At 62.0% G+C, this 26,069-nt stretch carries 25 protein-coding genes, 1 tRNA gene and 2 pseudogenes; 24 read left to right on the top strand and 4 right to left on the bottom strand.

The genetic code is table 11. The features are described from left to right. Positions 1–8: 8 nt before the first annotated feature. Positions 9–545, top strand: coding sequence for a sarcosine oxidase subunit gamma (locus tag JHX88_RS14410; protein WP_076528881.1), 537 nt, complete (start codon positions 9–11; stop codon positions 543–545). A 203-nt stretch (positions 546–748) separates the two neighbouring features. On the opposite strand, the gene JHX88_RS14405 is transcribed toward JHX88_RS14410, so the two are convergent. Then, a complete protein-coding gene (locus JHX88_RS14405; protein WP_272848039.1) occupies positions 749–1,126 on the bottom strand; it encodes a 3-keto-5-aminohexanoate cleavage protein in 378 nt (125 codons plus the stop codon). On the opposite strand from JHX88_RS14405, the gene JHX88_RS14400 reads away from it, so the two are divergent. From JHX88_RS14400 to JHX88_RS14370, 7 genes are all read left to right on the top strand, one after another. Then, positions 1,121–1,597, top strand: a complete 477-nt coding sequence (locus JHX88_RS14400) for a formate dehydrogenase subunit gamma (RefSeq protein WP_076528885.1) — start codon at positions 1,121–1,123, stop codon at positions 1,595–1,597. The two genes, JHX88_RS14405 and JHX88_RS14400, sit on opposite strands and share 6 nt — an antisense overlap. Continuing rightward, a complete protein-coding gene (locus JHX88_RS14395; protein ID WP_076528887.1) occupies positions 1,594–3,111 on the top strand; it encodes a formate dehydrogenase beta subunit in 1,518 nt (505 codons plus the stop codon). Before JHX88_RS14400 ends, JHX88_RS14395 begins: the two co-directional genes overlap by 4 nt. Beyond that, on the top strand, positions 3,108–6,014 hold the full coding sequence (fdhF, locus tag JHX88_RS14390) for a formate dehydrogenase subunit alpha (RefSeq protein ID WP_076528889.1): 2,907 nt from the start codon (positions 3,108–3,110) through the stop codon (positions 6,012–6,014). Before JHX88_RS14395 ends, fdhF begins: the two co-directional genes overlap by 4 nt. A gap of 4 nt (positions 6,015–6,018) precedes the next feature. Continuing rightward, on the top strand, positions 6,019–6,843 hold the full coding sequence (gene fdhD / locus JHX88_RS14385; RefSeq protein WP_076528891.1) for a formate dehydrogenase accessory sulfurtransferase FdhD: 825 nt from the start codon (positions 6,019–6,021) through the stop codon (positions 6,841–6,843). After that, positions 6,833–7,033 carry a formate dehydrogenase subunit delta gene (locus JHX88_RS14380; RefSeq protein ID WP_076528892.1) on the top strand — a complete coding sequence of 67 codons (201 nt, stop codon included), beginning with the start codon at positions 6,833–6,835 and terminating at the stop codon, positions 7,031–7,033. Before fdhD ends, JHX88_RS14380 begins: the two co-directional genes overlap by 11 nt. Before the next feature lie 67 nt (positions 7,034–7,100). Beyond that, on the top strand, positions 7,101–7,907 hold the full coding sequence (locus tag JHX88_RS14375) for an ABC transporter substrate-binding protein (RefSeq protein WP_084203335.1): 807 nt from the start codon (positions 7,101–7,103) through the stop codon (positions 7,905–7,907). 112 nt (positions 7,908–8,019) lie between these two features. Further along, complete coding sequence (locus tag JHX88_RS14370; protein WP_272848038.1) at positions 8,020–9,129, top strand: PA0069 family radical SAM protein; 1,110 nt, start codon at positions 8,020–8,022, stop codon at positions 9,127–9,129. 32 nt (positions 9,130–9,161) lie between these two features. Here the strand turns inward: JHX88_RS14370 and JHX88_RS14365 are convergent, their stop codons facing one another. After that, positions 9,162–9,545: a hypothetical protein gene (locus tag JHX88_RS14365; RefSeq protein WP_076528894.1), complete on the bottom strand. Its 384-nt coding sequence runs from the start codon at positions 9,543–9,545 to the stop codon at positions 9,162–9,164. A 116-nt stretch (positions 9,546–9,661) separates the two neighbouring features. Next, positions 9,662–10,249, bottom strand: coding sequence for a YdeI/OmpD-associated family protein (locus tag JHX88_RS14360; protein WP_076528896.1), 588 nt, complete (start codon positions 10,247–10,249; stop codon positions 9,662–9,664). A gap of 348 nt (positions 10,250–10,597) precedes the next feature. On the opposite strand from JHX88_RS14360, the gene tatA reads away from it, so the two are divergent. The 15 genes from tatA to JHX88_RS22345 all read left to right on the top strand — a co-directional run bounded on the left by tatA (position 10,598) and on the right by JHX88_RS22345 (position 22,440). Beyond that, positions 10,598–10,834 carry a twin-arginine translocase TatA/TatE family subunit gene (tatA, locus tag JHX88_RS14355; RefSeq protein WP_076528897.1) on the top strand — a complete coding sequence of 79 codons (237 nt, stop codon included), beginning with the start codon at positions 10,598–10,600 and terminating at the stop codon, positions 10,832–10,834. A gap of 18 nt (positions 10,835–10,852) precedes the next feature. Beyond that, positions 10,853–11,323, top strand: coding sequence for a Sec-independent protein translocase protein TatB (gene tatB / locus JHX88_RS14350; RefSeq protein ID WP_076528899.1), 471 nt, complete (start codon positions 10,853–10,855; stop codon positions 11,321–11,323). Position 11,324: 1 nt separating this feature from the next. Further along, positions 11,325–12,176: a twin-arginine translocase subunit TatC gene (gene tatC, locus JHX88_RS14345; RefSeq protein WP_076528900.1), complete on the top strand. Its 852-nt coding sequence runs from the start codon at positions 11,325–11,327 to the stop codon at positions 12,174–12,176. Then, positions 12,173–13,030, top strand: coding sequence for an ATP-binding protein (locus tag JHX88_RS14340; RefSeq protein ID WP_419182343.1), 858 nt, complete (start codon positions 12,173–12,175; stop codon positions 13,028–13,030). The genes tatC and JHX88_RS14340 overlap by 4 nt, the downstream gene beginning before the upstream one ends. 137 nt (positions 13,031–13,167) lie before the next feature. Continuing rightward, the gene (locus JHX88_RS14335) at positions 13,168–14,460 is read left to right on the top strand and encodes a helix-turn-helix transcriptional regulator (RefSeq protein WP_084203336.1); all 1,293 of its coding nucleotides are present in this window, start codon (positions 13,168–13,170) and stop codon (positions 14,458–14,460) included. Positions 14,461–14,520: 60 nt separating this feature from the next. Then, positions 14,521–14,880 (top strand): response regulator transcription factor, encoded by a 360-nt coding sequence (locus tag JHX88_RS14330; protein WP_076528903.1) that lies wholly within the window; start codon positions 14,521–14,523, stop codon positions 14,878–14,880. Positions 14,881–15,081: 201 nt separating this feature from the next. After that, complete coding sequence (locus JHX88_RS14325; RefSeq protein ID WP_076528905.1) at positions 15,082–15,375, top strand: hypothetical protein; 294 nt, start codon at positions 15,082–15,084, stop codon at positions 15,373–15,375. Then, positions 15,365–18,013 carry an ATP-binding protein gene (locus JHX88_RS14320; RefSeq protein ID WP_076528907.1) on the top strand — a complete coding sequence of 883 codons (2,649 nt, stop codon included), beginning with the start codon at positions 15,365–15,367 and terminating at the stop codon, positions 18,011–18,013. The genes JHX88_RS14325 and JHX88_RS14320 overlap by 11 nt, the downstream gene beginning before the upstream one ends. Positions 18,014–18,066: 53 nt before the next feature. After that, the gene (locus JHX88_RS14315; protein ID WP_084203337.1) at positions 18,067–19,278 is read left to right on the top strand and encodes a FliM/FliN family flagellar motor C-terminal domain-containing protein; all 1,212 of its coding nucleotides are present in this window, start codon (positions 18,067–18,069) and stop codon (positions 19,276–19,278) included. 105 nt (positions 19,279–19,383) lie between these two features. Then, positions 19,384–19,602, top strand: a complete 219-nt coding sequence (infA, locus tag JHX88_RS14310) for a translation initiation factor IF-1 (RefSeq protein WP_010397442.1) — start codon at positions 19,384–19,386, stop codon at positions 19,600–19,602. 34 nt (positions 19,603–19,636) lie between these two features. Continuing rightward, on the top strand, positions 19,637–20,227 hold the full coding sequence (locus tag JHX88_RS14305) for a Maf family protein (protein ID WP_084203338.1): 591 nt from the start codon (positions 19,637–19,639) through the stop codon (positions 20,225–20,227). Further along, a complete protein-coding gene (locus tag JHX88_RS14300; RefSeq protein WP_076528911.1) occupies positions 20,224–21,270 on the top strand; it encodes a ribonuclease E/G in 1,047 nt (348 codons plus the stop codon). Before JHX88_RS14305 ends, JHX88_RS14300 begins: the two co-directional genes overlap by 4 nt. Beyond that, positions 21,270–21,431 carry a DNA gyrase inhibitor YacG gene (locus JHX88_RS14295; protein WP_076528914.1) on the top strand — a complete coding sequence of 54 codons (162 nt, stop codon included), beginning with the start codon at positions 21,270–21,272 and terminating at the stop codon, positions 21,429–21,431. The genes JHX88_RS14300 and JHX88_RS14295 overlap by 1 nt, the downstream gene beginning before the upstream one ends. An 83-nt stretch (positions 21,432–21,514) precedes the next feature. After that, positions 21,515–21,590, top strand: a tRNA-Phe gene (locus JHX88_RS14290). Between the two features lie 484 nt (positions 21,591–22,074). Next, positions 22,075–22,440 carry a DUF262 domain-containing protein gene (locus tag JHX88_RS22345; RefSeq protein ID WP_419182342.1) on the top strand — a complete coding sequence of 122 codons (366 nt, stop codon included), beginning with the start codon at positions 22,075–22,077 and terminating at the stop codon, positions 22,438–22,440. On the opposite strand, the pseudogene JHX88_RS14285 reads toward JHX88_RS22345, so the two are convergent. Then, positions 22,385–23,784, bottom strand: a pseudogene (locus JHX88_RS14285) (IS3 family transposase). The gene JHX88_RS22345 and the pseudogene JHX88_RS14285 sit on opposite strands and share 56 nt — an antisense overlap. Before the next feature lie 798 nt (positions 23,785–24,582). Here JHX88_RS14285 and JHX88_RS14280 point away from each other — a divergent pair. Continuing rightward, positions 24,583–25,982 (top strand): annotated as a pseudogene (locus JHX88_RS14280) (IS3 family transposase). The last annotated feature ends 87 nt before the right edge of the window (positions 25,983–26,069 follow it).

Below are 26,069 nucleotides of genomic sequence, written 5' to 3'. Positions count from 1 at the left end.
GCACGCAGATGACCACTCAAAAGCATGATTTCAACGCCGCTTCGGTACAGATAGAGGAACTGGCCCTCGTTGCACGGTTTTCGCTGCGGATTCGGCCTGCCCGGCGGATGGTGCTGGCAGAGGCGCTTGGCGTCGATCTGCCCGTGAAGATCGGCGATCGGGCCCGGACCGGCACGCGAGAGGCGCTGTGCCTCGGCCCCGATGAATGGCTGATCGTGACTACGCCTGACGATGCCGGGGCGCTCACCGGGGCGGCGGCCACTGTCTACGACGATGCGCCGCACAGCCTTTGCGAGATCAGCGACCGCGAGATCACCCTGCATATCTCGGGGCCTCAGGTGCTGGACTTGCTGGCCACCGGCTGCCCGCGCGATGTCGAGGCGCTGGCCGAGGGCCGCGCCGTCCGCACCTTGTTCGACAGCGCCACTATCGTGCTGTGGCGCGACGGCCCGGCAGAGTTCCGCATGGATGTCTGGCGCAGTTTCCTGCCCCATGTCCTGACGCTGCTGGAACTGGCGCAGGAAGAGTTGAGCGCAGGATTGTGATGTTTTGTCCAGCATCGCTTGACGAAGGTCCAACCTTGCCGTCGATGCATGAGACCATCTTCAAGGCGTTGCTTTACGGTGAGGGATGCGGGCAAATCACCGCATCCACATTGTAGAAACGCAGGCAGATCCTGTTCGGCGTAACCCGCAAACTATCCGGATCGTCCCGCGACCGGATCGGTATTCGACTTGGCCGCCGCCTTTCAGAACAAGGCCTCGCGGGCATCGTACGGGGTTGCAATCTCTGGCCCCGGACCCTCGATGATCTGACGGGCCCGGGCCCGTTTTTCGGCATTCGAGCAGGCCAGACGGTCGGGCTCGTTTTCCAGCACATCCTTCAACTTTATCCGGACATGTCCGCCCGTCGCGGCGGCCATTGAACAGGCGATGATCGTCTTTTTGAGGAGGGAAAAGACCCATGATCTGCCGGTCAGCGCTGCGTGAAGCGTTGAAGAAAGTCTCGGCAAGTTCCTCAGTCTTAATAGATAATTTCTATCAATTAACGAAACATCGATATTGATTTCACATGGATGAGTCGCTTTTCTTGCATTATAGGCAAATTCGAAAGGCCAGCCATGCAAGTAAATGTGCCAGCGCCAACCGAAGAGGATATCCGCGCCATTGTTGCGCCGCTTGCCTCTCTGGAAGGGCCTCTTCTGCCGATGCTGCACGCGTTGCAGGACAGCTACGGACATGTGCCGCAGGTTGCCGTTCCGGTCCTGGCCGATGTGTTGAATCTCGGGCGTGCCGAGGTCCACGGTGTCATCAGTTTTTACCATGATTTCCGCGATGCACCTGCCGGCCGGCATGTGCTCAGGATCTGCCGGGCAGAGGCCTGCCAGTCCATGGGTTCCAATACGCTGGCGGAATCCACGTTGAGCAAACTGGGCATCGGCTGGCACGACACGACCCAAAACGGTGCCGTGACGATCGAGCCTGTCTATTGTCTCGGTCTTTGCGCATGCGCCCCGGCCGCAATGCTGGATGACCGGGTTGTCGGTCGCGTGGACGACGCCCGCATGGACAAGCTGCTGAGCGAGGCGGGCGCATGAAGATCTATGTTCCCATGGACAGCGCCGCCAAGGCGCTTGGTGCCGACGAGGTGGCCGATGCGATTGCAGCCGAGGCCAGGGCGCGCGGGATAGAGGCCTGGATCATCCGCAATGGCACGCGCGGGATGATCTGGCTTGAGCCGCTGGTCGAGATCGATCAGGGACAGGGCCGGATCGGCTATGGCCCGGTGACGCCCGAGGATGTGCCTGCTTTGCTGGACGGCAAGCTGGACAGTCTCGGCCCGGTCGAGGAAATTCCTTTCTTCGCCCGCCAGACCCGGCTGACCTTTGCCCGTTGCGGCGTGATCGACCCGCTGGATCTGGACGATTACCGGGCCCATGGCGGGTTGGCCGGTCTGCGCCGTGCCGCCGCAATGCCGCAACCGGATATCATCACGGAAGTCACCGAAAGCGGGTTGCGTGGCCGTGGCGGGGCAGGCTTTCCCACCGGTATCAAGTGGAAGACGGTGATGGAGGCCGATGCGCCCCAGAAATACATTGTCTGCAATGCCGATGAGGGCGACAGCGGCACATTCGCCGACCGGATGATCATGGAGGGCGATCCCTTTACCCTGATCGAGGGGATGGCGATTGCCGGTCTCGGGGTCGGTGCCACGAAGGGCTATGTCTACCTACGCTCGGAATATCCCGACGCGATCCGGGTCATGAACGAAGCCGTCAGGATTGCCCGGCAGAACGGTGTGCTGGGGCTGGATGTGCTGGGCTCGGGCAAGGCGTTCGACATGGAAATCCGCACAGGGGCCGGTGCCTATGTCTGCGGCGAGGAAACCTCGTTGCTCAACAGTCTCGAAGGCAAGCGCGGTGTGGTCCGAGCCAAGCCACCACTTCCCGCGCTGGAGGGGTTCCTCGGCAGGCCGACCGTGGTGAACAATGTCATCAGCCTCGCTACGGTGCCGGTGATCTTCGAGAAGGGCGCGCAGAATTATGCCGATCTCGGTATCGGTCGGTCGCGTGGGACCGTGACCCTGCAGATTGCCGGAAACGTTCGCTATGGCGGGCTGTTCGAAACCGCGTTCGGCGTGACCCTGGGCGAGATCGTCAACGAGATCGGCGGGGGCACCGCATCCGGTCGCCCGGTCAAGGCGGTGCAGGTGGGCGGGCCTCTGGGCGCTTACATGCCTGCCGACAAGTTCGACACGCCGACGGGTTACGAAGAATTCGACCAAAATGGCGGGCTGATCGGCCATGCCGGGCTGGTGGTGTTCGACGACAGCGCCGACATGCTGCGCCTGGCCCGTTTCGCGATGGAGTTCTGCGCCGTCGAAAGCTGCGGCAAATGCACGCCCTGCCGGATCGGTGCCGTACGCGGAGTCGAGACGCTTGATCGTATCGCCGAAGGCGACATGGCCGCGACGGAACTACTGACCGATCTTTGCGAGACCATGAAGGACGGCTCCCTCTGCGCGCTCGGGGGCTTTACGCCCCTGCCGGTGATGTCCGCACTGACCCATTTTCCCGACGATTTTGCCTGCCATAAGGAGGCCGCCGAATGAAGGATTTCATCATTCCCGCATTTCCGCCCGGTGACGACCGCGACATGGGCACCCCGGCCCGGACCGGCGCTCCGGTCTCGCTGACCGTCGATGGTTTCCCGATTACCGTTCCCGAGGGCACATCCGTGATGCGCGCCTGCGCCGAGGCAGGGATTCAGGTGCCCAAGCTTTGCGCCACCGACAGCGTCGAGGCTTTCGGCTCGTGCCGGCTTTGCGTCGTCGAGATCGAGGGGCGGCGCGGCACGCCCGCCTCCTGCACCACGCCGGTGGCCGAGGGTATGGTCGTGCATACCCAGAACGAGAAACTGCGCCGGATGCGCAAGGGCGTGATGGAACTGTATATCAGCGATCACCCGCTCGACTGTCTGACCTGCGCGGCCAATGGCGACTGCGAATTGCAAGACATGGCCGGGGCCGTGGGATTGCGCGATGTGCGCTACAAGGCGCCCGAGAATGGCGGGCTGGCCAATCACTTTGCACAGCGCGACGGGGCCGGGCCGAATGCCAGCTATATCCCCAAGGACGAGAGCAATCCCTATTTCACCTATGACCCCTCGAAATGTATCGTCTGTTCGCGCTGCGTGCGCGCCTGCGAAGAGGTGCAGGGCACTTTCGCACTGACCATCGAGGGGCGCGGCTTTGGCAGCCGGGTCAGCGCCGGGGCTGCGGGCGACGATTTCATGGCCTCGGATTGCGTCAGTTGCGGTGCCTGCGTCCAGGCCTGCCCGACCGCCACGCTGCAGGAGAAATCGGTGATCGAGCTGGGCACGCCCGAGCGCTCTGTCGTCACCACCTGCGCCTATTGCGGGGTAGGCTGCAATTTCAAGGCAGAGCTGAATGGCGACGAGCTGGTGCGCATGGTGCCCTATAAGCACGGCAAGGCGAACCGGGGCCATAGCTGCGTCAAGGGCCGCTTCGCCTATGGCTATGCCCATCACAAGGACCGCATCCTGAAACCGATGATCCGCGAGACCATCGAGGAACCGTGGCGCGAGGTCGATTGGGACGAGGCGCTGGCATTTGCCGCCGCGAAGATGCGCGGGCTGCAAGAGAAATACGGCCGCAAATCTGTCGGCGTGATCACCTCGAGCCGCTGCACCAACGAGGAAACATACCTGGTGCAGAAGCTGGCGCGCGCCGTGTTCATGAACAACAACACCGATACCTGCGCCCGTGTCTGCCATTCGCCAACCGGATACGGTTTGGGCAAGACCTATGGCACCTCTGCTGGCACGCAGGATTTTGACAGCGTGATGCAATCGGATGTGATCATGATCATCGGGGCGAACCCGACCGATGCGCATCCGGTCTTTGCCTCGCGGATGAAAAAGCGCGTGCGGCAGGGGGCGAAAGTGATCGTGGTGGACCCGCGCCGGATCGACATGGTGCGATCTACCCATATCGAGGCGAGCCATCACCTGCCGCTGCGTCCGGGCACCAATGTCGCGATTGTCACCGCCATGGCGCATGTGATCGTGACCGAGGGGCTGCATGACGAGGATTTCATCCGCGAGCGTTGCGATTGGGACGAGTTCCAGCATTATGCCGAATTTGTCAGCGACCCGCGCCACGCGCCGGAAGCGATCGAGATGCTGACCGGCGTTCCCGCCGCCGATCTGCGTGCGGCGGCGCGGCTTTACGCGACGGGAGGCAATGGTGCTATCTATTACGGCCTCGGTGTGACTGAACACAGTCAGGGCTCGACCACGGTCATGGGCATCGCCAACCTGGCCATGCTGACCGGCAATGTCGGGCGCGAAGGCGTGGGCGTGAACCCGCTGCGGGGCCAGAACAACGTGCAGGGCTCTTGCGACATGGGGTCTTTCCCGCATGAACTGCCGGGCTATCGCCATGTCAAGCTGCCCGATGTCCGCGAGATTTTCGAGCAGGCATGGGGCGTCGAGATCGATCCGGAGCCGGGTCTGCGCATTCCCAACATGCTGGATGCCGCCGTGGATGGAACGTTCAAGGGGCTTTATTGTCAGGGCGAGGATATCCTGCAATCCGATCCGGACACCCATCACGTCGCGGCGGGGCTGGCGGCGATGGAATGCGTGATCGTCCATGACCTGTTCCTGAACGAGACGGCCAATTACGCCCATGTCTTCCTGCCGGGCTCTACCTTCCTGGAAAAGGATGGCACCTTCACCAATGCAGAACGGCGCATCAATCCCGTCCGCAAGGTGATGGCACCGAAGAACGGCCACGAGGATTGGGAGGTGACGCAGATGTTGGCCAACGCGATGGGGGCGGGCTGGCACTATACCCACCCCAGCCAGATCATGGACGAGATCGCTGCGACCACGCCCAGCTTCGCCGGTGTCAGCTTCGAACTGCTCGAAGAAAAGGGCTCGGTTCAGTGGCCCTGCAACGAGGCGGCGCCCGAGGGCACGCCGATGATGCATGTCGATGGCTTCATGTCGGGCAAGGGGCATTTCATGGTGACAGAATATATCGTCACCGATGAACGCACCGGCCCGCGCTTTCCGCTGTTACTGACCACGGGTCGGATCCTGTCGCAATATAATGTCGGCGCGCAGACGAGGCGCACCGAAAATTCCGCCTGGCATTCCGAGGATATCCTGGAGATTCATCCACATGATGCCGAACAACGCGGCGTCAAGGAGGGCGATTGGGTGCGGCTGGCCTCGCGCGCGGGCGAGACGACATTGCGCGCGACACTGACAGAGCGGGTGGCGGCGGGCGTCGTCTATACCACCTTCCACCACCCCGAGACGCAAGCCAATGTGGTCACCACCGATTTCTCGGACTGGGCGACGAACTGTCCCGAATACAAGGTCACTGCCGTGCAGGTCAGCCCATCGAACGGGCCTTCGGAATGGCAGGAAAGCTATAACCGGCAGGCCGAACAGTCGCGCCGCATCCTGCCGGCGGCGGAGTGATGCGATGAAACGCGGGGAATCCTCCGGAACGGTGCCGGCGACTCATGTCCGGGCGGGCGGTCAAGTTACCGCCCGCCGGACCTTACCCGAGGAAACTCCGGTCGCGATGGTCTATGACGGCACCACCCATGCGGTGATGATGGCCTCTCCAGCCGATATCGAGGATTTCGCGATCGGTTTTTCGCTGACCGAAGGGATCGTGGCACATCCCGAGCAGATTGCCGCATGCGAGATTGTTGCCCATGCCAGAGGGATTGAGGCGCAGATGTGGTTGACCGGACCCCGAGCCGAAGCACTGAGCGCCCGTCGCCGGAGTTTGGCCGGTCCGGTCGGCTGCGGCCTTTGCGGGATCGACAGCCTGGAGCAGGCTATTCGTCCATTGCCGGTCCTGCATGGGCGGGGGCCAGCTCCGTCCATCGGGGAGGTTGCCTCTGCCACCGATCGGTTATGCGAATGGCAGCCCCTGCATGACCGCACCCACGGCGTTCATGCGGCTGGCTTCCTGATGCCGGATCGAGGCATGATCCTCGCCCGCGAGGATGTTGGTCGACACAACGCCCTGGACAAGCTTGTCGGAGCGATGGCGCGCCAGGGGTTGGACCCTGGGCAGGGCGCGTTCGTGCTGACCAGTCGCGTCTCGGTAGAAATGGTGCAGAAATGCGCCATGGCCGGTTGCGCAATCCTGATCGCCGTCTCGGCCCCCACGTTGCACGCCCTGCGCCTTGCCGAAGGGGCAGGGGTCACGGTCGCGGGCTTTGCTCGCGGCGGAGGATTCGATCTATTTTCCCATCCCGAACGATTGGAGGCCGAGTTTCGCCATGTCGCCTGAAAAACTGGTCATGATGACCAACCAGATCGCCCTGTTCTTCAGCACCCAGCCCGGAGATGCCGCAGACAAGATCGCCGATCACCTGAAGGATTTCTGGGGGCCCGAAATGCGCACCCAATTGCTGCAATATGTTGATGCGGGCGGTGAGGGGCTGAATCCTTTCGTCAAGGAAGCCGCGAAAAGACTGTGAAACCGATCCACGCTACAACAGGCCGCAACGTCTTGGCCGTGAACATGATAAAGGAGGATTTCGTCGAATGATACGCAAGCTCGTGCTGGGCCTGGTTGCCCTGATGATTGGAACGGCCGTGCAGGCCGACGATATGAAGATGGCGGTGACAACCTCGTTCCATAATTCAGGCCTGGCAGAGGTCCTGCTGCCTGAAATCCGGAAGGACCTTGATCTCGAGGTTCAACTGCTGGTGGTCGGCACCGGGCAGGCGATCAAGCTGGGCGAGGCCGGGGATGTCGATGCGGTCCTGGTGCATTCGCGCGCCGCCGAGGACAGGTTCGTCGAGGAGGGGTTCGGTATGCATCGGCGCGAGATCATGTATAACGATTTTGTCTTCATCGGTCCCGGCGATGACCCCGCTGGTATTGCCGACGATGAAAGCGCCATCGAAGCCTTGCAGGATATTGCGTCGGCCGAGGTGGATTTCGTCAGCCGCGGCGACGATAGCGGCACCCACAAGAAGGAGCTGAGCCTGTGGAAGGCTGCCGATCTTGATGCCGAAGGTTTTGGTGGCTGGTATAACGCCGTGGGCAGCGGCATGGGCGCTGCGCTGAACACGGCGGCGGGGATGAATGCCTATATCCTTTCGGACCGGGCAAGCTGGTTGAATTTCGGCAACAAGGCCGACCTGGAACTGCTCTATTCCGGTGACCCGGAATTGTTCAACCAATATGCCTATCTGCCGGTGAACCCCGAAAAGCACGATCACGTAAAGCATGATCTGGCGGTAAAGCTGGAAGATTGGCTGACCTCGGACAGGGCAAAGGAACTGATCGACGGCTACGAGATCGGCGGTGAGACGCTGTTTGTTTTCAACGCCGAGCCGGAGTGACCGCCGCCTGGTGAAAACCCTGGTCACAACAGGGCGTTTCCTGTCCTGATCGAACAGATCGTTGGCTGGATGATCGCGAGGCGGAGAGCGTGACGACAAGAATCACTGGCGTATGTTCTCTTTATGTTCTATTCTTGGCCTCATGTTGCCGCCTCGTAATCCAGATGAAACACTCAAGGCTCGCGGTGCCGAATCGCGGCCCGATGGCCGTTTCGAGCCATATCAGAGGATACGTGAATCCGATGGCTGGGATATTCCTGAAGACAGCCATCTTCTGAAGACCGAGGTGGTGACGGAAAAGCCGCGTTCGATCATCACGCGGAACAATTCCCCGGATATCGGTTTCGACCGTTCGATCAACCCGTATCGTGGCTGTGAACATGGTTGCATCTATTGCTATGCCCGGCCCAGCCATTCCTATCTGGGCCTGTCGCCGGGCCTGGATTTCGAGACGAAGATCACCGCCAAGCCGGAAGCCGCCCGTCTGCTGGAGCGAGAGATCGCACGCCCGTCCTATCGGGTGGCGCCGATCGCGTTGGGAACGAATACCGATCCGTATCAACCTGTTGAGGCAAAGCTGGCGATCATGCCGGGGATATTGCGGGTGCTGCGGGACTGGAACCATCCCCTGACGCTGGTGACCCGTGGTCGGACCGTGTTACGCGATCTCGATCTCTGGGCCGAGATGGCGGCGAAAGACCAAGCGGCGGTCGGGATCAGCGTGACGACGCTGGATGCCAAGCTGGCGCGATCGCTGGAGCCGCGAGCCCCCACGCCGCAGACACGGCTGCAGATGATCGGTGAGTTGTCGAAGGCCGGGGTGCCGGTCCGGGTCATGGTCGCGCCAGTGATTCCGGTGCTGACCGAGCCCGAGATCGAGGCGATCCTGACAGCCGCGCGCGAGGCGGGGGCCAGCACGGCCAGCATGATCCCGTTGCGCCTGCCGCATGAGGTCGCCCCGCTTTTCCGCGACTGGCTGGAGAGGAACCGGCCGGGCATGGCTGCGCATGTCATGAACCGGGTTCAGGCGATGCGCGGCGGGCGGGACAATGATCCACGCTTCGGGCATCGCTTCAGGGGTGCAGGGGCAGAGGCGGAACTGGCGAAACAGCGCTTTCGTCTGGCACGGAAAAGGCTGGGCTATCGGGAAGGCAGTCCGCCGCTCGATTGCAGCCGATTCGGTCCGCCGCCACGGGCAGGGGACCAGTTGAGCCTGTTCTGAGAGCGCAACAAAATGGGTGGAAACGCTGCTGGTCAGTCCACCCAGAACGGAATGCGCAGGCGGCAGAAATTTGACACAGCCATTCCGACCGACAGGGACCCGTCCCGCGGCCCCGAGCCGAATTGGGACACTCCCGCTCCTTCGGCCTTGCGTGCAGGATCGAGCGTGAAGACGATACCTCTTCCTGCCTCGCGCGGCTTGGGCGTGGCCCGCCAGATACGGGTCTTGCCCGGCTGTCCCAAGACCTGCCGGGCGAAATCGCCTGCGGCACACCAGTAATCGGTAGCGTCCCGCCGTACCTCATGGGCGACCGCGATCTCGGTCGGGCCGATTTGCGTTGCCGTCATACCATTGCGTGCCGTGAATGCATCGGCGGAGATCGGCAGAAAGAGCGGGATCAGGGCCCACAGCCGCATCGCAAAATCCCCCGTGAGTTCGGATCGTTTCCAGTGCTTCGCCTTGAGAGTGCCCCACAAGCGCTTCCGCGGCAATAACGAATGGCCGGAATGCGGCATTCGAATCTGCCGCGCATTCAACGATCGTGCAGTCCCTTGCCCTCCAGAATTCTCGGCGCGCATTTCTCGATCCTCGATATTCGGGTCGCGGCCTGTCTGGCCTGCGAGAAATGCAGCACATATCCCCTTTGCCGTCCTGGCGTCAGGGCTTCGAAAGCGGTCCTGAACTCGGCATCCTCGTCCAGCCTGTCGATCAGCTCTTCGGGAAGTTCGGGGGCGTCTTTCCTGAACTCCACCTTCAGACCGGCCTTCTCCACCTCGATGGCCTCGCCGATATATTCCTTCAGGATCGTCTGCAGCCCGGCGATATCGGCGATATTCGAGAATTCCACCTTGCGCATCGACTGCGAATTCTCGCCGGGCGCGATGAGGATGCCCTCCTGGTCCTTCAGCAGGACGCCCTTGAAAAACGCCAGCGCACAGCAATTCTTGAGGCGCCAGAGGGTAACGACATTGGCCTTGCCAAAGGTATAGCAGGGCGAGCGCCATTTGAATTCCTCCGTCAACGGGGTGTCGCGAAGGATCGCCCGCAGGGCTGCCAATTCTTCCTGCCATGGCTTCGGCTCGCTGAAATAGGCTTTTATCCGGGTATCAGATTCGCTCATGGCCACTCTCCCTGCTTGTCCGGTTCGATTGTTGTTTACCTTCGCCACTCTTTCCAAGGGATTGGCGCAGAGACTGATATGCGGGTTTTGCCAGAACAGCCAGCTGCGAGGCAAGGGCATGTCGCAGCGGATCGGAAATGTCATGATCCTGCTTTGTCATGCAAATATCCCGGAACTCGCCGACTGGACGCGCCCCTGTCCCAGGGACATGTCAGAGACTGGGCTGGCCCGGATCATCCTGAAACGCGATATTCTGGGTACCAGTTCACGCATTCGGGCTTTGCATTCCGCCGCGAGAGACCCTAAATGTGGCGCGCGGGCGTCGAGCCCCGCACAAGGGAGTTTGCAATGCTGAACAATATCGGCCTTCCCGGCCTTCTTCTGATCGCGGTCGTCGTGCTGGTTCTGTTCGGGCGCGGCAAGATCTCGTCCCTGATGGGCGAGGTCGGCAAGGGGATCACCGCCTTCAAACGCGGCGTGAAGGACGAAACCGAAGAGATCGAGCAAGCCGCTGACGACACGGAAAAGGACGCGCCCGGCGAAAAGGCGCGGGACGTGACGCCAGACAGCAACGGCCGTAGCTGATCGCGGAAGGGCACAGCCATGTTGGACATCGGCTGGAGCGAGCTTCTGCTGATCGGGGTGGTCGCGTTGATCGTGGTCGGCCCCAAGGATCTGCCGCATCTGTTCCATTCGCTAGGGCGGTTCACCGCCCGGGCGCGCGGCATGGCGCGCGAATTCACCTCGGCGATGGAGGATGCGGCGAAAAGCTCGGGCATCGATGAGGCGACGAATTCGATCAAGGATGTGAAGTCGCTGACCTCGAAGAAATCGCTCGGGTTGGACGCGCTGGACCGCGCCACCGAACGATTCGAGAAATGGGACCCGTCGCAGCCCGCGAAAACCGCTCGCCCCGATCCTGCCGCACCACAGCCTGCGGCAGAGGTCGATGCTCCGAAAGCTGAAATCCCGGCAGCGACGGTGCCTTCGGCGGATGAGACTCCCACCGATGAGGCAATCACCGGCAAGCGGCGCCTGCATGCGGTGCGCCGGTCGGATATGAAAGACGACTGAATTGGCCACGAACACTCAACCGGATGATGAGATAGAAGACAGCTCGGCTCCGCTGATCGAGCATCTGGCCGAGCTACGGACCCGTATCATCTGGTCGCTCTTGGCCTTCGTCGCGATGATGGTGCTGTGCTATACCGTCTGGCAGCCGATCTACAATTTCCTGACGCAACCGATCTGTGCGGCTTTGGATGCGCGCGGGCAGGACTGCCAGTTGCAGATCATCAAGCTGCAGGAAGGCTTCTTCACCGCTATCAATATCTCGTTCTTCGGCGGCTTCGCCCTGGCCTTCCCGATCATCGGCTACCAGATGTGGCGCTTCGTCGCGCCCGGACTCTACCGCAATGAGAAGGGCGCCTTCCTGCCATTCCTGATCGCCTCGCCGGTGATGTTCGCGATCGGTGCCTGCTTTGCCTATTACGTCATCCTGCCGATGGCCTATGACTTCTTCCTTGGCTTCCAGCAAGGCCCCGTCGTCGCCACCCCCGACGAGGTGACCGAGACACGCGATGTCGCGGGTATCTCCTTCCAGGGGTCGATGCAGGAATATCTCAACCTGACGATCAAGTTCCTGCTGGCCTTCGGGCTCAGCTTCCAGCTGCCGGTGCTGCTCACGCTGATGGGCAAGGCCGGGCTGGTCTCTGCCGAGGGGCTGGGCTCGGTCCGTAAATATGCGGTCGTCGCGATCCTGGGGCTGGCCGCCGTCGCCACCCCGCCCGATGTGATCTCGCAGGTGATCCTGTTCGTCGTGGTCTACGGGCTCTACGAGGTCTCGATCCAGCTTGTCCGCCGGATCGAGCGCAAGCGCGAGGCGGATCTGAAAGCGCAGGGGCTATGGGTCGAGGACGAGGAATGAAGGACATGACCGAGGCATCCGAGCCGCTGGAACGCATCGCCGCCGCGTTGGAGCGGCTGGCGCCGAAACCCCATCCCGAGCCGCGTTTCACCGAGGCCAGCGCCTATGTCTGGCATCCCGATCCCGACTGGCTTGAACCGGTCGAGACCGTCAACCGCGTCGATCTGGTGCAGTTGATCGGTATCGACCGGGCCAAGGACACGCTTCTGGCCAATACGCTGCAATTCGCTCGCGGTTACGGCGCGAACAACGCGCTTTTATGGGGCGCGCGCGGTATGGGAAAATCTTCGCTGGTCAAGGCCGTCCATGCCGAGGCGGTGGCGCAGGACCTGCCGCTCGTACTGGTCGAGATCGCGCGAGAGGATCTGGACTCTGTCGGGCGGTTGCTGGCCATCTTGGGACGCGCGCAGGACCGTCGCTTCCTGCTGTTCTCGGACGATCTGTCCTTCAGTCATGACGATACGCAATACAAGTCGCTCAAGGCGGTGTTGGATGGCGGGATCAGCGGACGGCCCTCCAACGTGATCCTCTATGCGACCTCGAATCGCCGCCACCTGATGCCGCGCGACATGATTGACAACGAAAGATCGAGCGCGATCCATCCGGGCGAGGCGGTCGAGGAAAAGGTCTCGCTGTCGGACCGTTTCGGGCTGTGGCTCGGCTTCCATCCCTGCAATCAGGACGAATACCTGGCCATGGTGCAGGGCTATTGCGACGCCTATGACCTCAAGATCGCCCCCGAGGAACTGCGCGCCGAGGCAGTGGAATGGCAGGCCACACGCGGCGGACGCTCTGGCCGGGTGGCGTGGCAATTCTTCACCGACCTGGCCGGGCGGCACGGTATCGCGGTCTAGCCCGTAATCCTGATTGTGCCCAGGGCTCCTTTCTTTTTCATGAAAATATCCTGGGGGAGGCACCCGGAACGGGTGACGGGGGCAAAGCCCCCATCGTCGTGCCAATCCGCTTGCGCAAACACTGCCTGCCGGGTTTCATGGCAGCTATGAGCCCACGCAGCGTCACCCATATCCTGACCGGCACCCGGATTCGCGAACGGCGCCTTGCCCTGTCGCGCCGACAGGCCGACATCGCGCGGGCGGCGGGGATATCGCCCGCCTATCTGAACCTGATCGAACATAATCGCCGGCCGGTGGGCGAAGACCTGGTGGCCCGCCTCGCCGAGGTTCTGGAGGTTGCGGCCGAGGAACTTGCCTCGGGTCGCGAAGAGGCACGGATGGCGGCCCTGCGGGAGGCGGCGGCGCGCGCGCCCTCGCGCGGGGAGCCTGCGGCGGAACTGGAACAGGTGCCCGAACTCCTTGCCCGTTTTCCCGGTTGGGCGGGCACGCTGATCGCCACCTCCCGCCGTGCCGACGCGCTGGAGCGGCAATTGGTGAACCTGTCGGACCGGATGACGCAGGATCCCTATCTGCTGACCACCCTGCACGAGGTGCTTTCGGCGGTGACCTCGCTGCGTTCGACCGCCTCGATCCTGGTCGAAGAGGGCGAATTGCCCGAGGAATGGCGGCACCGCTTCCACGCCAACCTGGCCGAGGACAGTCTGCGCCTGTCCACGACGGCGCAGGCGCTGGTCGCCTATCTCGACAGTTTCGAGACCGAGGAGGGCATCTTTACCCCGCAGGAAGAGGTCGAGGCATGGATGGCGGCGGGTACGCCCCAGATCGAGGAGGCCGCCGACCTGGCTTCCGATGCGGCCCGCGCGCTGGCCCGCGATCACCTGGTTCGGATGGAGACTGAGCGCGCCGCACTGCCGGATACGGCACTGGGCGAAGCCTCGGAAGAGGGCGATCCGCTGCGCATCGCGGCAAGGCTGCGGGCGCCGCTGGATCTCGTGATGCGGCGGCTGGCGGCGCTGCGTCCACCGGGCTTCGAGGATGCGGGACTGCTGGTCTGCGACGGGTCGGGTACGCTGACCTTGCGCCGTCCGGCTCCGGGCTTTCCGCTGTCGCATCCCGGTGATGCCTGTCCACTCTGGCCGCTTTACCGGGCATTGGCCACGCCGCAAACCGCGATCAGCGCACGGGTCCGGGTGCCCCAGGGGCGTGAATTCGAGACGATCAGCTATGCCACGCGAAGCCAGCCTGAGGGGATCGAGGGGCCGCTGCTGACACAGGCGCAAATGCTGATCCGGCCCGCCTCGGGTGCTCCGGCCTCCTCCGGCCCTGTCATCGAGATCGGCGCTTCCTGCCGGATTTGTCCGCGCCCGGATTGCCCGGCGCGGCGTGAGCCGTCGATTCTTTCTCCGCATCGGGTCGCCGGAGGGCTTTGACAGCGGGCCGGGTTGCTGCAAACTGGCAGGGCAGGCTGCGGGGGAGGCGGCACCTATCTGATGAAGCCGGATATCTTGATGATCGAGGACGAGCTCAACATCGCCGAAGCGGTGCGCTTCATCCTGACCCGCGAAGGCTGGCAGTTGGCGCTGCATCATGACGGGGAGGGCGGGATCGAGGCGATCCGCGATCTGCGGCCCCGCCTGCTGATCCTGGATCTGATGTTGCCCAATCGCTCGGGGGGCGAGATCCTCTCGGAACTGCGTGCGGATCGCGATGCCGCCCTGGCCGCGACCCCGGTGCTGATGCTGACCGCGCGGGGACAGACCGGAGAGGCGATGGCGCAGGCCGATGCGGTGATGGCCAAGCCCTTCGCCAATGACGAATTGCGCGCGCAGGTCAGGCGGATGCTGGGATGAGCGGTCACCATTCACCACAATGGCACGGGCATGGCGCGCGACCTCTGCGTGCCCTCGACTGTTTCGAGACCGCGCACCCCTTCTTCTTTGTCAAAATACCTATCGGGGGCTGCCATCGGGGCGCGCGCCCGGCCGCCGCGCGCCGCACCCGGTCCGGGTCTCCATCCGTAACCACCGGCCCCGAAGGACAAGGGTTCGCGCATGCCTGACCGGCCATTATTCCTGGAGCGCGCCTCTTTCCGCCGCCGCCGTTTGGGCGATGCGGCGCGGGTGCTGCCGGTCCTGGCGGCGCTGGCGATGATGCTGCCGGTCTGGTGGTTGCCGGGCGCTTTCAGCTTCGGGACCGGGGCGATTGCGCTGTTCGGGTTCTGGGCGGCGCTGATCCTTGCGGTGCGGGTCCTGCATCGCGCCCTGATCCGCGCCGAAGCCGCCACGATGCGTGCGGCTGACGATAGTCCCGGCGACAAAGATTGGAACGATCCCGATGCCCTTTGAGACGCTGGTCGCGGGATGCCTTGCCTATGTCGTCCTGATGTTCGGCGTGGCCTTCGCCGCTGACCGGGCGGCGCAGCGCGGCCATGTGCGGTGGCTGGATCATCCGGCGGTCTACACGCTGTCGCTATCGGTCTATTGCTCGGCCTGGACCTTTTACGGAGCGGTTGGCTATGCCAGCCGCTCGGGTCTGGAATTTGCCACCATCTATATTGGCCCGACCATTGTCTTTACCGGCGCGTGGTGGGGGTTGCGCAGGCTGGTGCGGGTGGCGCGGATGCATCATGTCACCTCGGTCGCCGACCTGATCTCGGCCCGTTTCGGCAAGTCGAACCCGCTGGCGGCGATGATTACCCTGATCGCCGTCATCGCCGCCACGCCCTATATCGCACTGCAACTACAATCGGTCAGCCTGTCCTTCGAGGTTTTCGCGACTCAATCCCCGAACGGCCCGGAAATCGGAGGCGGGACGGCCCTGTGGGTGGCAGCCGGGCTGGCGCTGTTCTCGATCCTGTTCGGCACTCGCAACCTCGCGGCGGATGAGCGTCACCACGGGGTTGTCACCGCCATCGCGCTCGAGGCGGTGGTCAAGCTGGCGGCGTTCCTTGCGCTTGGCATCTTCGTGGTCTGGGGGCTGGCCGAGGGCCCCGCCGATATCGTCGCCCGGATCTCTGCCGCAGCCGAGGACCCCACACGGAAGGAGTGGTTGCTGCGACCGGACCGCTGGACCACCTTGACCATCGTTTCAGCCGCCGCGGTGCTGACCCTGCCGCGGATGTTCCAGGTCATGGTCGTGGAGGCCGCCGACGAAGAGCGCCTGCATGTCGCGGGCTGGGCCTTTCCGGCCTATCTTTTCGCCATGTCGCTTTTCGTGTTGCCCATCGCGGTGATGGGGGCCGAGATGCTGCCCGCCGATGCCAATCCCGATCTCTACATGCTGACCCTGCCTCAGGCTTCCGGGCAGAACCTGCTGGCATTGCTGGTCTTTCTTGGCGGCTTTTCGGCGGCGACCTCGATGGTCGTGGTCAGCGCCATCGCGCTGGCGACGATGATCTCGAACCATTGGCTGACGCCGCTTTGGCTGCTTTTGCGCCGCCGCCCGGCAGGCGACGATCCCGAGGATCTGCGCGGTTTCGTCCTGAACGCAAGGCGCCTGGCCATCCTGGCGGTGGTGGGGGCGGGTTGGGTCTATCACCAGGCGTCGGGTGGCACGAGCGCGCTGGCGGCGATGGGGCTGGTCGCCTTTACCGGCATGGCGCAGGTGCTTCCCGCGATGCTGGGCGGGTTGCTGTGGCGCGGGGCCAACCGGATCGGCGCCTATGCGGGGGTCGGAACGGGGTTCGCGCTGTGGTTGGCGATGATCTTCCTACCCTCGGTCGGAATCGGGACTGCGCCGGTGCCGGCCGAGGGCGTTGATGCGCTGTCTTTCGCGATCTTCCTGTCGCTGTCGCTGAACACATTGGCCTTCATCGCCGTCTCGATCTTCGGCTTTCCCGATCCGGTTGAGCGCCTTCAGGGGCTTTCCTTCGTCAGCACCGTCCAGCCGATCCGCCATTCGCGCATGGCACGCGCCGAAGACCGGGCCGAGCCGCTTCTGGCCATGGCCCGGCGTGTCTGGGGCGCGGATGCGGCGCTGCATTATTTCCAGGCGCAGGCGGCGGCGCAGGGCAAATCCGGATTCCTGCCCGACCTGACGCCGGGTTTCCTGACCGGGCTCGAACGGCGGCTGGCGGGGTCGATCGGGGCGGCTACGGCCCATGCGATGATCGACCGGGTGGCCGGGGGGATGGCGCTGACCGTCTCTGACCTGATGGAGGTCGCAGACGAGGCCCAACGCGCCAAGGAAGAGGCGCAACGGTTGGAGAATGCCACGAACGAATTGGAGCGCACCGCTCGGCAGCTGCGTGAAGCGAATGACAAGCTGACCGCGCTATCGGTACAGAAGGACGCATTCCTGGGGCAGATCAGCCACGAGCTGCGCACCCCGATGACCTCGGTCCGGGCGTTCTCCGAGATCCTCAAGGCCCCCGACCTGTCCGATGAAGAACGCAGCCGTTTCGCCGGGATCATCCATGACGAGGCGGGGCGGCTGACCCGGCTTCTGGACGATCTGCTGGACTTGTCGGTGCTGGAAAGCGGGAACGCACAGCTGACAATCTCTGCGGCCAATCTGCACGACCTGATCGACCGGGCACTGTCGGCGGCTTCGGCGACCCGGCCCGAGCGGGCCTTTACCATAGACCGCAATCTTCCGTCCGAGCATCTGGGGATCATCACCGATCCCGACCGGTTGCTGCAGGTGCTGATCAACGTGATCGGCAATGCCCGCAAATATTGCGATGCCGAGCGCCCGGTGTTGACGATTCGCGTGTTGCGTCGCGAAGGGAACGGTCCGCAGATCGATATCGGCGATAACGGGACCGGGATCGACACCGCCCGCCAATCGCTGATCTTCGAGAAATTCTCGCGGCTCAATGAACCTGCGCGGGCAGGCGGGGCGGGGCTGGGCCTGGCGATCTGCCGCGAGATCATGGCGGTCCTGGGGGGCGAGATCAGCTATCTTCCGGGGCAGGGCGGGGCAGCTTTCCGGATCACCCTGCCGCCCAGGCCACCCGCGATTTCCGGAACAGGGACGGTGTAATCATTTCTCAACCCTTCTTCGTCAATCCTCCCCCGCGAGGGACGTGATTCGACATGGCGAAAAAGGGGCAAGGCGGCGTTATGGACGGGCAGGAAGGCGAAACCGGCCAGGGAGTTCTGCAGCGGTTGCTGCGGGCCCGGAACCGCAGCAAGACAGAGCTGGGGCGCGCACCGCTACTGCCCGTGCTGCCGCGCTCGACGCCTGCACAGGCCGCCGGTACCGCCATCGGGCGTATCGCCGAGACGCTTTATCAATTGCCGCTGAAGACGGATTCCGTCGCGCTGGACGGCGCGTCGCTGGCCGAACTGCCGGAATTGCTGCCCGAGGGCGCATTGCTGATCGTTCTGCAGGGCGCGGGAGAGGAGATGGGTGTCATGGCGCTGTGCCGTGACACGGTCATGGCGCTGATCGAGATCCAGACCCTGTCTCGCGTGACAGCTCGACCGGTTCCGCCACGCAAGCTGACGCGGGCGGATGCATTGATGTGTGCGGAATTTGCCAATGCCCTGATAGCGGAGCTGGGGCGGGAATTGGCCCCTCTCGATGGTTTTAATGGAATCGGCGATTTCCGCTATGCAACCCATCTGGAAGAGCCTCGTCCATTGGCGTTGATCCTCGAGGACCGGCCATTTCGAAGCCTGTCTTTCCGGTTCGAGTTGGGGGATGAGCCTGCCAGGAAAGCGAGTATCTTCCTCGCCTTGCCTAACCTGTCCGCGTCGGACGGAAAACTTTGCCCGCCCAAGATGGCTGACCTGCCGGTCCCGGTTGCGCAGGATATGATGCCCATGGAAATGGTATCGGTTGCGTCTGGAGAAGCGGGTTCGAAGACGCTTGCCATGGCGATGCAGGAGGTGCCGGTCGATGTCGTCGGAGTGCTGTGTCGCCGCCGGATCACGCTGCGGGAATTGCGGGCGCTGAAACAGGGGCAGGTGCTGAGCCTGCCGCGCGTGAGCCTGTCCGACGCAACGCTGGAACTCGCGGGAGGGCAGGTGCTTGCCCGTGGCAAGCTGGGCGAGGCCGAGGGGTGTCACGCACTGCGTCTGCATGATCCGGACGTGCCGGTAGCGGGTGACACCGGCAATCTCCAGCAAATGCCGATGACGGGTGTGCATGAGGATGGGATGCCCCTTGCGGATTTGATCGATGCCGCGTTACCGGTCGATCTGACAGCCCCGGACGAGTTCCTTCAAGGCGGCGGTGAAGCGGTTCCAGAGGCCGATCCCGGCGCAGATAACGTTCAGACTGTGACTTCTGGTGCCGCATAACCCATGAATTGCGCCCAACTTGGCGCTTTTCCCTTGAAATCATCGCGCTATGGACGCATCTAACGTTGGTCCCGAATCCTGCGGGGCGACCAATACGGAGTGACCATGGCCAAGGAAGAAATGCTCGAATTCCCCGGCGTCGTGAAGGAACTCCTGCCCAATGCGACGTTCAGGGTCGAGCTTGAAAACGGCCATGAAATCATCGCGCATATGGCAGGAAAGATGCGGAAGAACCGCATCCGCGTTCTCGCCGGGGACAAAGTGCAGGTCGAGATGAATACCTATGACCTGACCAAGGGGCGGATCAATTACCGCTTCAAGTAAGACCGGCGCGCGTGATGGCGCCGGTTCATCTGTCGTGATCAGACCTCACCCTCCCCGACTGATCCTTGGATCGGCCAGTCCGCGGAGGTTGGAACTGCTTGCGCAGATCGGGTTGCACCCCGATGAGGTGCGGCCCGCCGATATTGATGAAACCCCAGCCCGGAACGAATCGCCCCGCGACTATGTCGGGCGGATGGCACGACAAAAGGCCGAGGCTCTGCCCCTGGCCGATGACGAGGCCGCGCTGACCGCCGATACCACGGTTTCGGTGGGGCGGCGCATTCTGGGCAAGCCAGTGGATCGGGACGAGGCGGCGGAGTTCATGCGCCTGATGTCGGGGCGCCGGCATCGTGTGCTGACCGCCGTCGCGTTGCGCCATGCCGGCCGCACGCGGTTGCGTCAGGTCGAGACATTGGTGCGGATGCGGCCAATCGATGCTGCCGCACTGGAACGCTATCTCGATTTCGACGATTGGCAGGGCAAGGCCGGGGCCTATGCGATTCAGGGCGCTGCTGCCGAATTCATTCCCTGGATACAGGGCTCATTCTCGGCCGTCGTCGGCCTGCCTCTCTCCGAGACGGCGGCGATGCTGGCGGCCATTGGCATTCACGGAGGCAGACCATGAAAGGGCGGCAAGTCGTTCTGGGGCAGTTTCACGGCAACGAGGCCGCCGCGCTGATGCAGGACGGGCAGTTGATCGACCTGATCCTCGATCCCGGTTCGCAGACGGCCCTGATCCCCGGCGCGATCTGCCGGGGCGTGACCGAGCGGCTGATGAAGGGGCAGGGCGGTGTTTTCGTGCGCCTGCCGGATGGTCAGCGCGGCTACTTGCGGGAACGCTCGGGGGTGAGCGAGGGGCAGCCGATCCTGGTGCAGGTGAGTGGTGTTGCCGAAGAGGGCAAGGCGATCCCGTTATCGGGACGGCTCTTGTTCCGTGGCCGCTACGGGCTGGTCACTCCGGCGGCGCCGGGCATCAATGTCTCACGCCGTATCCGCGACAGTGAAACCCGGGAGGCGCTGGTGGAATTGGCGCAGGCACAGCTGGGTGAACGCAGCCACGGCTTGATCCTGCGCAGCGCCGCGGCCGATGCCGATCACGAGGATATCGCCGAAGAATTGGGCCCGCTGATCGATCTTGCCGACCGGATCACCGCCGAAACTGCGGGCGGGCCGGAATTGCTGCTCGATGCGGCGACCCCGTGGGAACTGGCCTGGACCGAATGGGCCGAGCCCGAACCCGACGCGGTAGAGGAAGGCGAGGACAGTTTCGACCGCTGCGGTGTCAGCGATGCGATAGATGCGCTGCTGAGCGCCGAGATTGTCCTGCCGATGGGCGCCCATGCCTGGATCGAGCCGACCCGCGCACTGATCGCGGTGGATGTGAATACCGGCCGCGATACCTCGCCTGCGGCCTCGCTCAAGGCCAATATCGCGCTGGCCCGCGACTTGCCGCGGCAATTGCGGCTTCGGGGGCTTGGTGGCCAGGTTGCGGTGGATTTCGCGCCCATTCCCAAGCGGGACCGGGCGGTGCTGGATCAGGTGCTGGGGGCAGCCTTCAAGGGGGATGGTGCTGAAACGACCCTGATCGGCTGGACCAAGATGGGGCTTTATGAGATCAGCCGCAAACGTGACCGGGTTGCCCTGACCCGGCTGACCGGAGGACATTGATGGCCTGCCCGATCTGCAACAAGCCGAGCACGCCGAAATATCGCCCGTTCTGTTCCAAACGCTGCGCGGATGTCGACCTGGCGCATTGGCTGCGCGGTGATTATACCATTCCCGGCGAGGTTCTGGACGAGGTTCCGTCCAAGGATGAGGAAAAGCGATGAAATTTTCGCCAAGGGGTCTGGACAGTTCCCCCTGCCATCCGTAAACACCGCTGCACGCCAGCCGTCGAAAACGACGCGCAGGGGCCCGGATAGCTCAGTTGGTAGAGCAGCGGATTGAAAATCCGCGTGTCGGTGGTTCGAATCCGCCTCCGGGCACCATTTTTTATTTTAAAAACAATATGATATAATCTGACGAGGCCTCTTGTAACAGTCCTGAAGCTTGCCGGGGTTTCATATGGGTTTCAATCTGAGCTCGAATGTGGTGTTTGCCGTGTTGTCCAAGTTCCGGTGTGCGGCAATTATCTGAACGGCAATGCAGTGAGTTAATTCGGCGATTCGTCACTGGTGCAGAACCGGATTGGCGATCATATAGCATTGAACAATGAATGGGTGGAATCCGGTCATTCGAGGCAGGTGCGAAGCATGACATATGCAACGCAAGTAGCGGACACCTTAAAGACCGTATGGAGTATCATATGCTTCGCGCTTCTTGGCAGTATGGACCATGGGAGGCAGTTCGGGCGGGCTGTTCAACCACCCTATACTCAAGCTGGCAAGTCAAAGCAGTCAACTTGCCGTCCAGCGTGAATGGAACTAGGCTGTCAACTATAACAACAACCTTCTTCTACTCACTCGGTGCCGAATGGATGCGACAAAAATATCTGCGGAGTTAAAACAGCAACGAAGAACGGTTGCGTTTGACACCTATGACATCACTGCAAAGCAACTTCTGGATATGGTTGCCGAGGGCCAAATAAGGGTCGCTCCAGACTATCAGCGGCGTTTTGTCTGGAAAGCTGACAGAGAATCTGCACTGATCGAATCAGTATTTTTAGGAATTCCTGTTCCGAGTCTATTTATGGCGACCAACGATGATTCTGTCCGTCGTCAGAACATTATGCGCAGATGGTTGCGTAAATTAGCGGAGTATAGGCCTCGTCATTGGGTTAATGTTACGCGGCGAGCTTGCGGTGTTGCAAGCGCCGGTGTTGGATGGTCTTTCGCTTGATCCTTTCGCGTTGTTTGATGATGGTGTCGGCCTTGTCAAAGTAGGCGTCGGCGGGTGTTACGTTGTTCAGGCTCTCATGGTATCGCCGGTGATTGTAGTGTTCGACGAAGGCCTCGATTTGGGCTTCGAGATCGCCCGGCAGGAAGTAGTTTTCCAGCAAGATGCGATTTTTGAGTGTCTGGTGCCAGCGCTCGATCTTGCCTTGGGTCTGGGGATGCAATGGAGCGCCACGCACATGGCTCATGCCTTGCGCCTCGATCCATTCAGCCAGTTCGCCGGCGATATAGCTCGGACCATTATCGCTGAGTAGCCGAGGCTTGTGGCGCACATGGGCCTGATCACAGCCTGAAGCACAGAGCGCCAGTTCCAGCGTATCGGTCACATCCTCGGCACGCATGGTGGTGCAGAGTTTCCAGGCGATGATGTAGCGCGAGTAATCGTCGAGCACGGTCGACAGATACACCCAGCCCCAACCGATGATCTTGAAATAGGTGAAATCGGTTTGCCACATCTCGTTGGGGCGGCTGGTCTTGCGTTTGAACTCATCAGCCGCCTTGATCACCACGAAGGCTGGGCTGGTGATGAGGTCATGTGCCTTGAGCAGGCGATAGACCGTGGCTTCCGATACAAAGTAGCGCTTTTCGTCGGTGAACCGCACTGCCAACTCTCGGGGGGACAGCTCGGACTGCTCCAGCGCCATCTCGATGATCTGGTCATGGATCGCAGTGGGGATTCGGTTCCAGACCCGGCCTGGCGCGGATGGACGGTCCTCCAGCGCTTCAGGGCCGCCTGCCAGATATAGATCATACCAGCGGTAAAAGGTTCGGCGTGCGATGCCCAACTGCTCCAGCGTGCGCTTTGTCGGCAGGTGGGATTGCTCGACGATCCGGATAATCTCGAGCTTCTCAGCTGCGGGATACCTCATTCGTCGACCTCCCCATCCGCGATCATGCTTTTTTTAAGCAGCCGGTTTTCCAGCGTCAGATCGGCGACGCATTCCTTCAGGTCATGTGCCTCACGGCGCAAGCCCTTCACCTCGTCGGTGGTTGCTGCCCGGACCGTGTCACCAGCCAGCCGACGCTTGCCGTTCGGCGTGGCCTCGAACCGGTGGCGGCTCACGCCTCACTCCATGAACTCCTTGGACCATGTGTAATACAGGCTTTGGGCGATCCCTTCGCGGCGGCATAGCTCCGCAATGCTGTCATCGCCACGTAAGCCTTCCAGCACGATCCGGATCTTGTCCTCCGCCGAGAAGTGGCGCCGCGTCTTGCGGCGGATATCTTTCACCACCTGTTCGGCGGGGGCTTTGGAGGGTGATTTCGATTTTGAGGATTTGGGTCTCATCTGCGTTCCTTCGTCACTCCGACGAGACCCAAATCCTCCTTAAATCACAACCTCAAATCTGTGCCATGGGTGCTGACGGCCAACAGACGTTATCTATATTGGGTTGACCGATGGGCGCGGAGGATTGAGGAAACGGCTACGTACTTTCAACCGGGCTGCGCGCGACGGGATCAGCACGCACGCTGGCGGTCGAACTTATCATCGGACTTTTGGTCCCGATGTTTCCGACTTATCCGTTCGTGTTCACCCGGTGACGGATTTCGAGTACGAGCGGCGATTGGTGAAGGCGTGGGTAGCCTATGTAGAGCGCAGGCTGATCTGGGAGCACATCGAGCGTGTCGGGGCCTTGCCGGTTTGCAACTCGATGTAGGTGCTCTGGGACCTCCAAAAGATTGGTCTTGTAACCCGAATGAAACCCGAAACATGCGGCCTGCGAAACGCCAAGATATAAGGTCATGGCGCGGAATCCGAAAATTGGGGCGCTCTTTCATGCGCAGACTAACAAATAATCCGCGTATCGCTCTTACATCAGAATGCCAGAGTGCCAGTTTGCCATCGCTTGGGGACTGGCCACCTCAGCGACCATTCGCGTGATGGGGGCTGCCTGACGATGCTAGTTGCCACGACTTGTTTCGTGAAAATTCCGCCGCACAGGCGGGTGACTGCGTCCCCGGCATATCCCTTTGAGAAAGTCGAATTGAGGTCTCAGCGGCTGTTGGCCGTCAGCACCCATGGCACAGATTTGAGGTTGTGATTTAAGGAGGATTTGGGTCTCGTCGGAGTGACGAAGGAACGCAGATGAGACCCAAATCCTCAAAATCGAAATCACCCTCCAAAGCCCCCGCCGAACAGGTGGTGAAAGATATCCGCCGCAAGACGCGGCGCCACTTCTCGGCGGAGGACAAGATCCGGATCGTGCTGGAAGGCTTACGTGGCGATGACAGCATTGCGGAGCTATGCCGCCGCGAAGGGATCGCCCAAAGCCTGTATTACACATGGTCCAAGGAGTTCATGGAGTGAGGCGTGAGCCGCCACCGGTTCGAGGCCACGCCGAACGGCAAGCGTCGGCTGGCTGGTGACACGGTCCGGGCAGCAACCACCGACGAGGTGAAGGGCTTGCGCCGTGAGGCACATGACCTGAAGGAATGCGTCGCCGATCTGACGCTGGAAAACCGGCTGCTTAAAAAAAGCATGATCGCGGATGGGGAGGTCGACGAATGAGGTATCCCGCAGCTGAGAAGCTCGAGATTATCCGGATCGTCGAGCAATCCCACCTGCCGACAAAGCGCACGCTGGAGCAGTTGGGCATCGCACGCCGAACCTTTTACCGCTGGTATGATCTATATCTGGCAGGCGGCCCTGAAGCGCTGGAGGACCGTCCATCCGCGCCAGGCCGGGTCTGGAACCGAATCCCCACTGCGATCCATGACCAGATCATCGAGATGGCGCTGGAGCAGTCCGAGCTGTCCCCCCGAGAGTTGGCAGTGCGGTTCACCGACGAAAAGCGCTACTTTGTATCGGAAGCCACGGTCTATCGCCTGCTCAAGGCACATGACCTCATCACCAGCCCAGCCTTCGTGGTGATCAAGGCGGCTGATGAGTTCAAACGCAAGACCAGCCGCCCCAACGAGATGTGGCAAACCGATTTCACCTATTTCAAGATCATCGGTTGGGGCTGGGTGTATCTGTCGACCGTGCTCGACGATTACTCGCGCTACATCATCGCCTGGAAACTCTGCACCACCATGCGTGCCGAGGATGTGACCGATACGCTGGAACTGGCGCTCTGTGCTTCAGGCTGTGATCAGGCCCATGTGCGCCACAAGCCTCGGCTACTCAGCGATAATGGTCCGAGCTATATCGCCGGCGAACTGGCTGAATGGATCGAGGCGCAAGGCATGAGCCATGTGCGTGGCGCTCCATTGCATCCCCAGACCCAAGGCAAGATCGAGCGCTGGCACCAGACACTCAAAAATCGCATCTTGCTGGAAAACTACTTCCTGCCGGGCGATCTCGAAGCCCAAATCGAGGCCTTCGTCGAACACTACAATCACCGGCGATACCATGAGAGCCTGAACAACGTAACACCCGCCGACGCCTACTTTGACAAGGCCGACACCATCATCAAACAACGCGAAAGGATCAAGCGAAAGACCATCCAACACCGGCGCTTGCAACACCGCAAGCTCGCCGCGTAACATTAACCCAATGACGAGGCCTATACTCCGCTAATTTACGCAACCATCTGCGCATAATGTTCTGACGACGGACAAAAATTCGATTGT

Source organism: Paracoccus saliphilus, from assembly GCF_028553805.1.
Classification (GTDB): Bacteria; Pseudomonadota; Alphaproteobacteria; order Rhodobacterales; family Rhodobacteraceae; genus Paracoccus; species Paracoccus saliphilus.
Note: the sequence above shows the minus strand (reverse complement) of the source record. Positions and strands in the feature narration are given on the sequence as shown.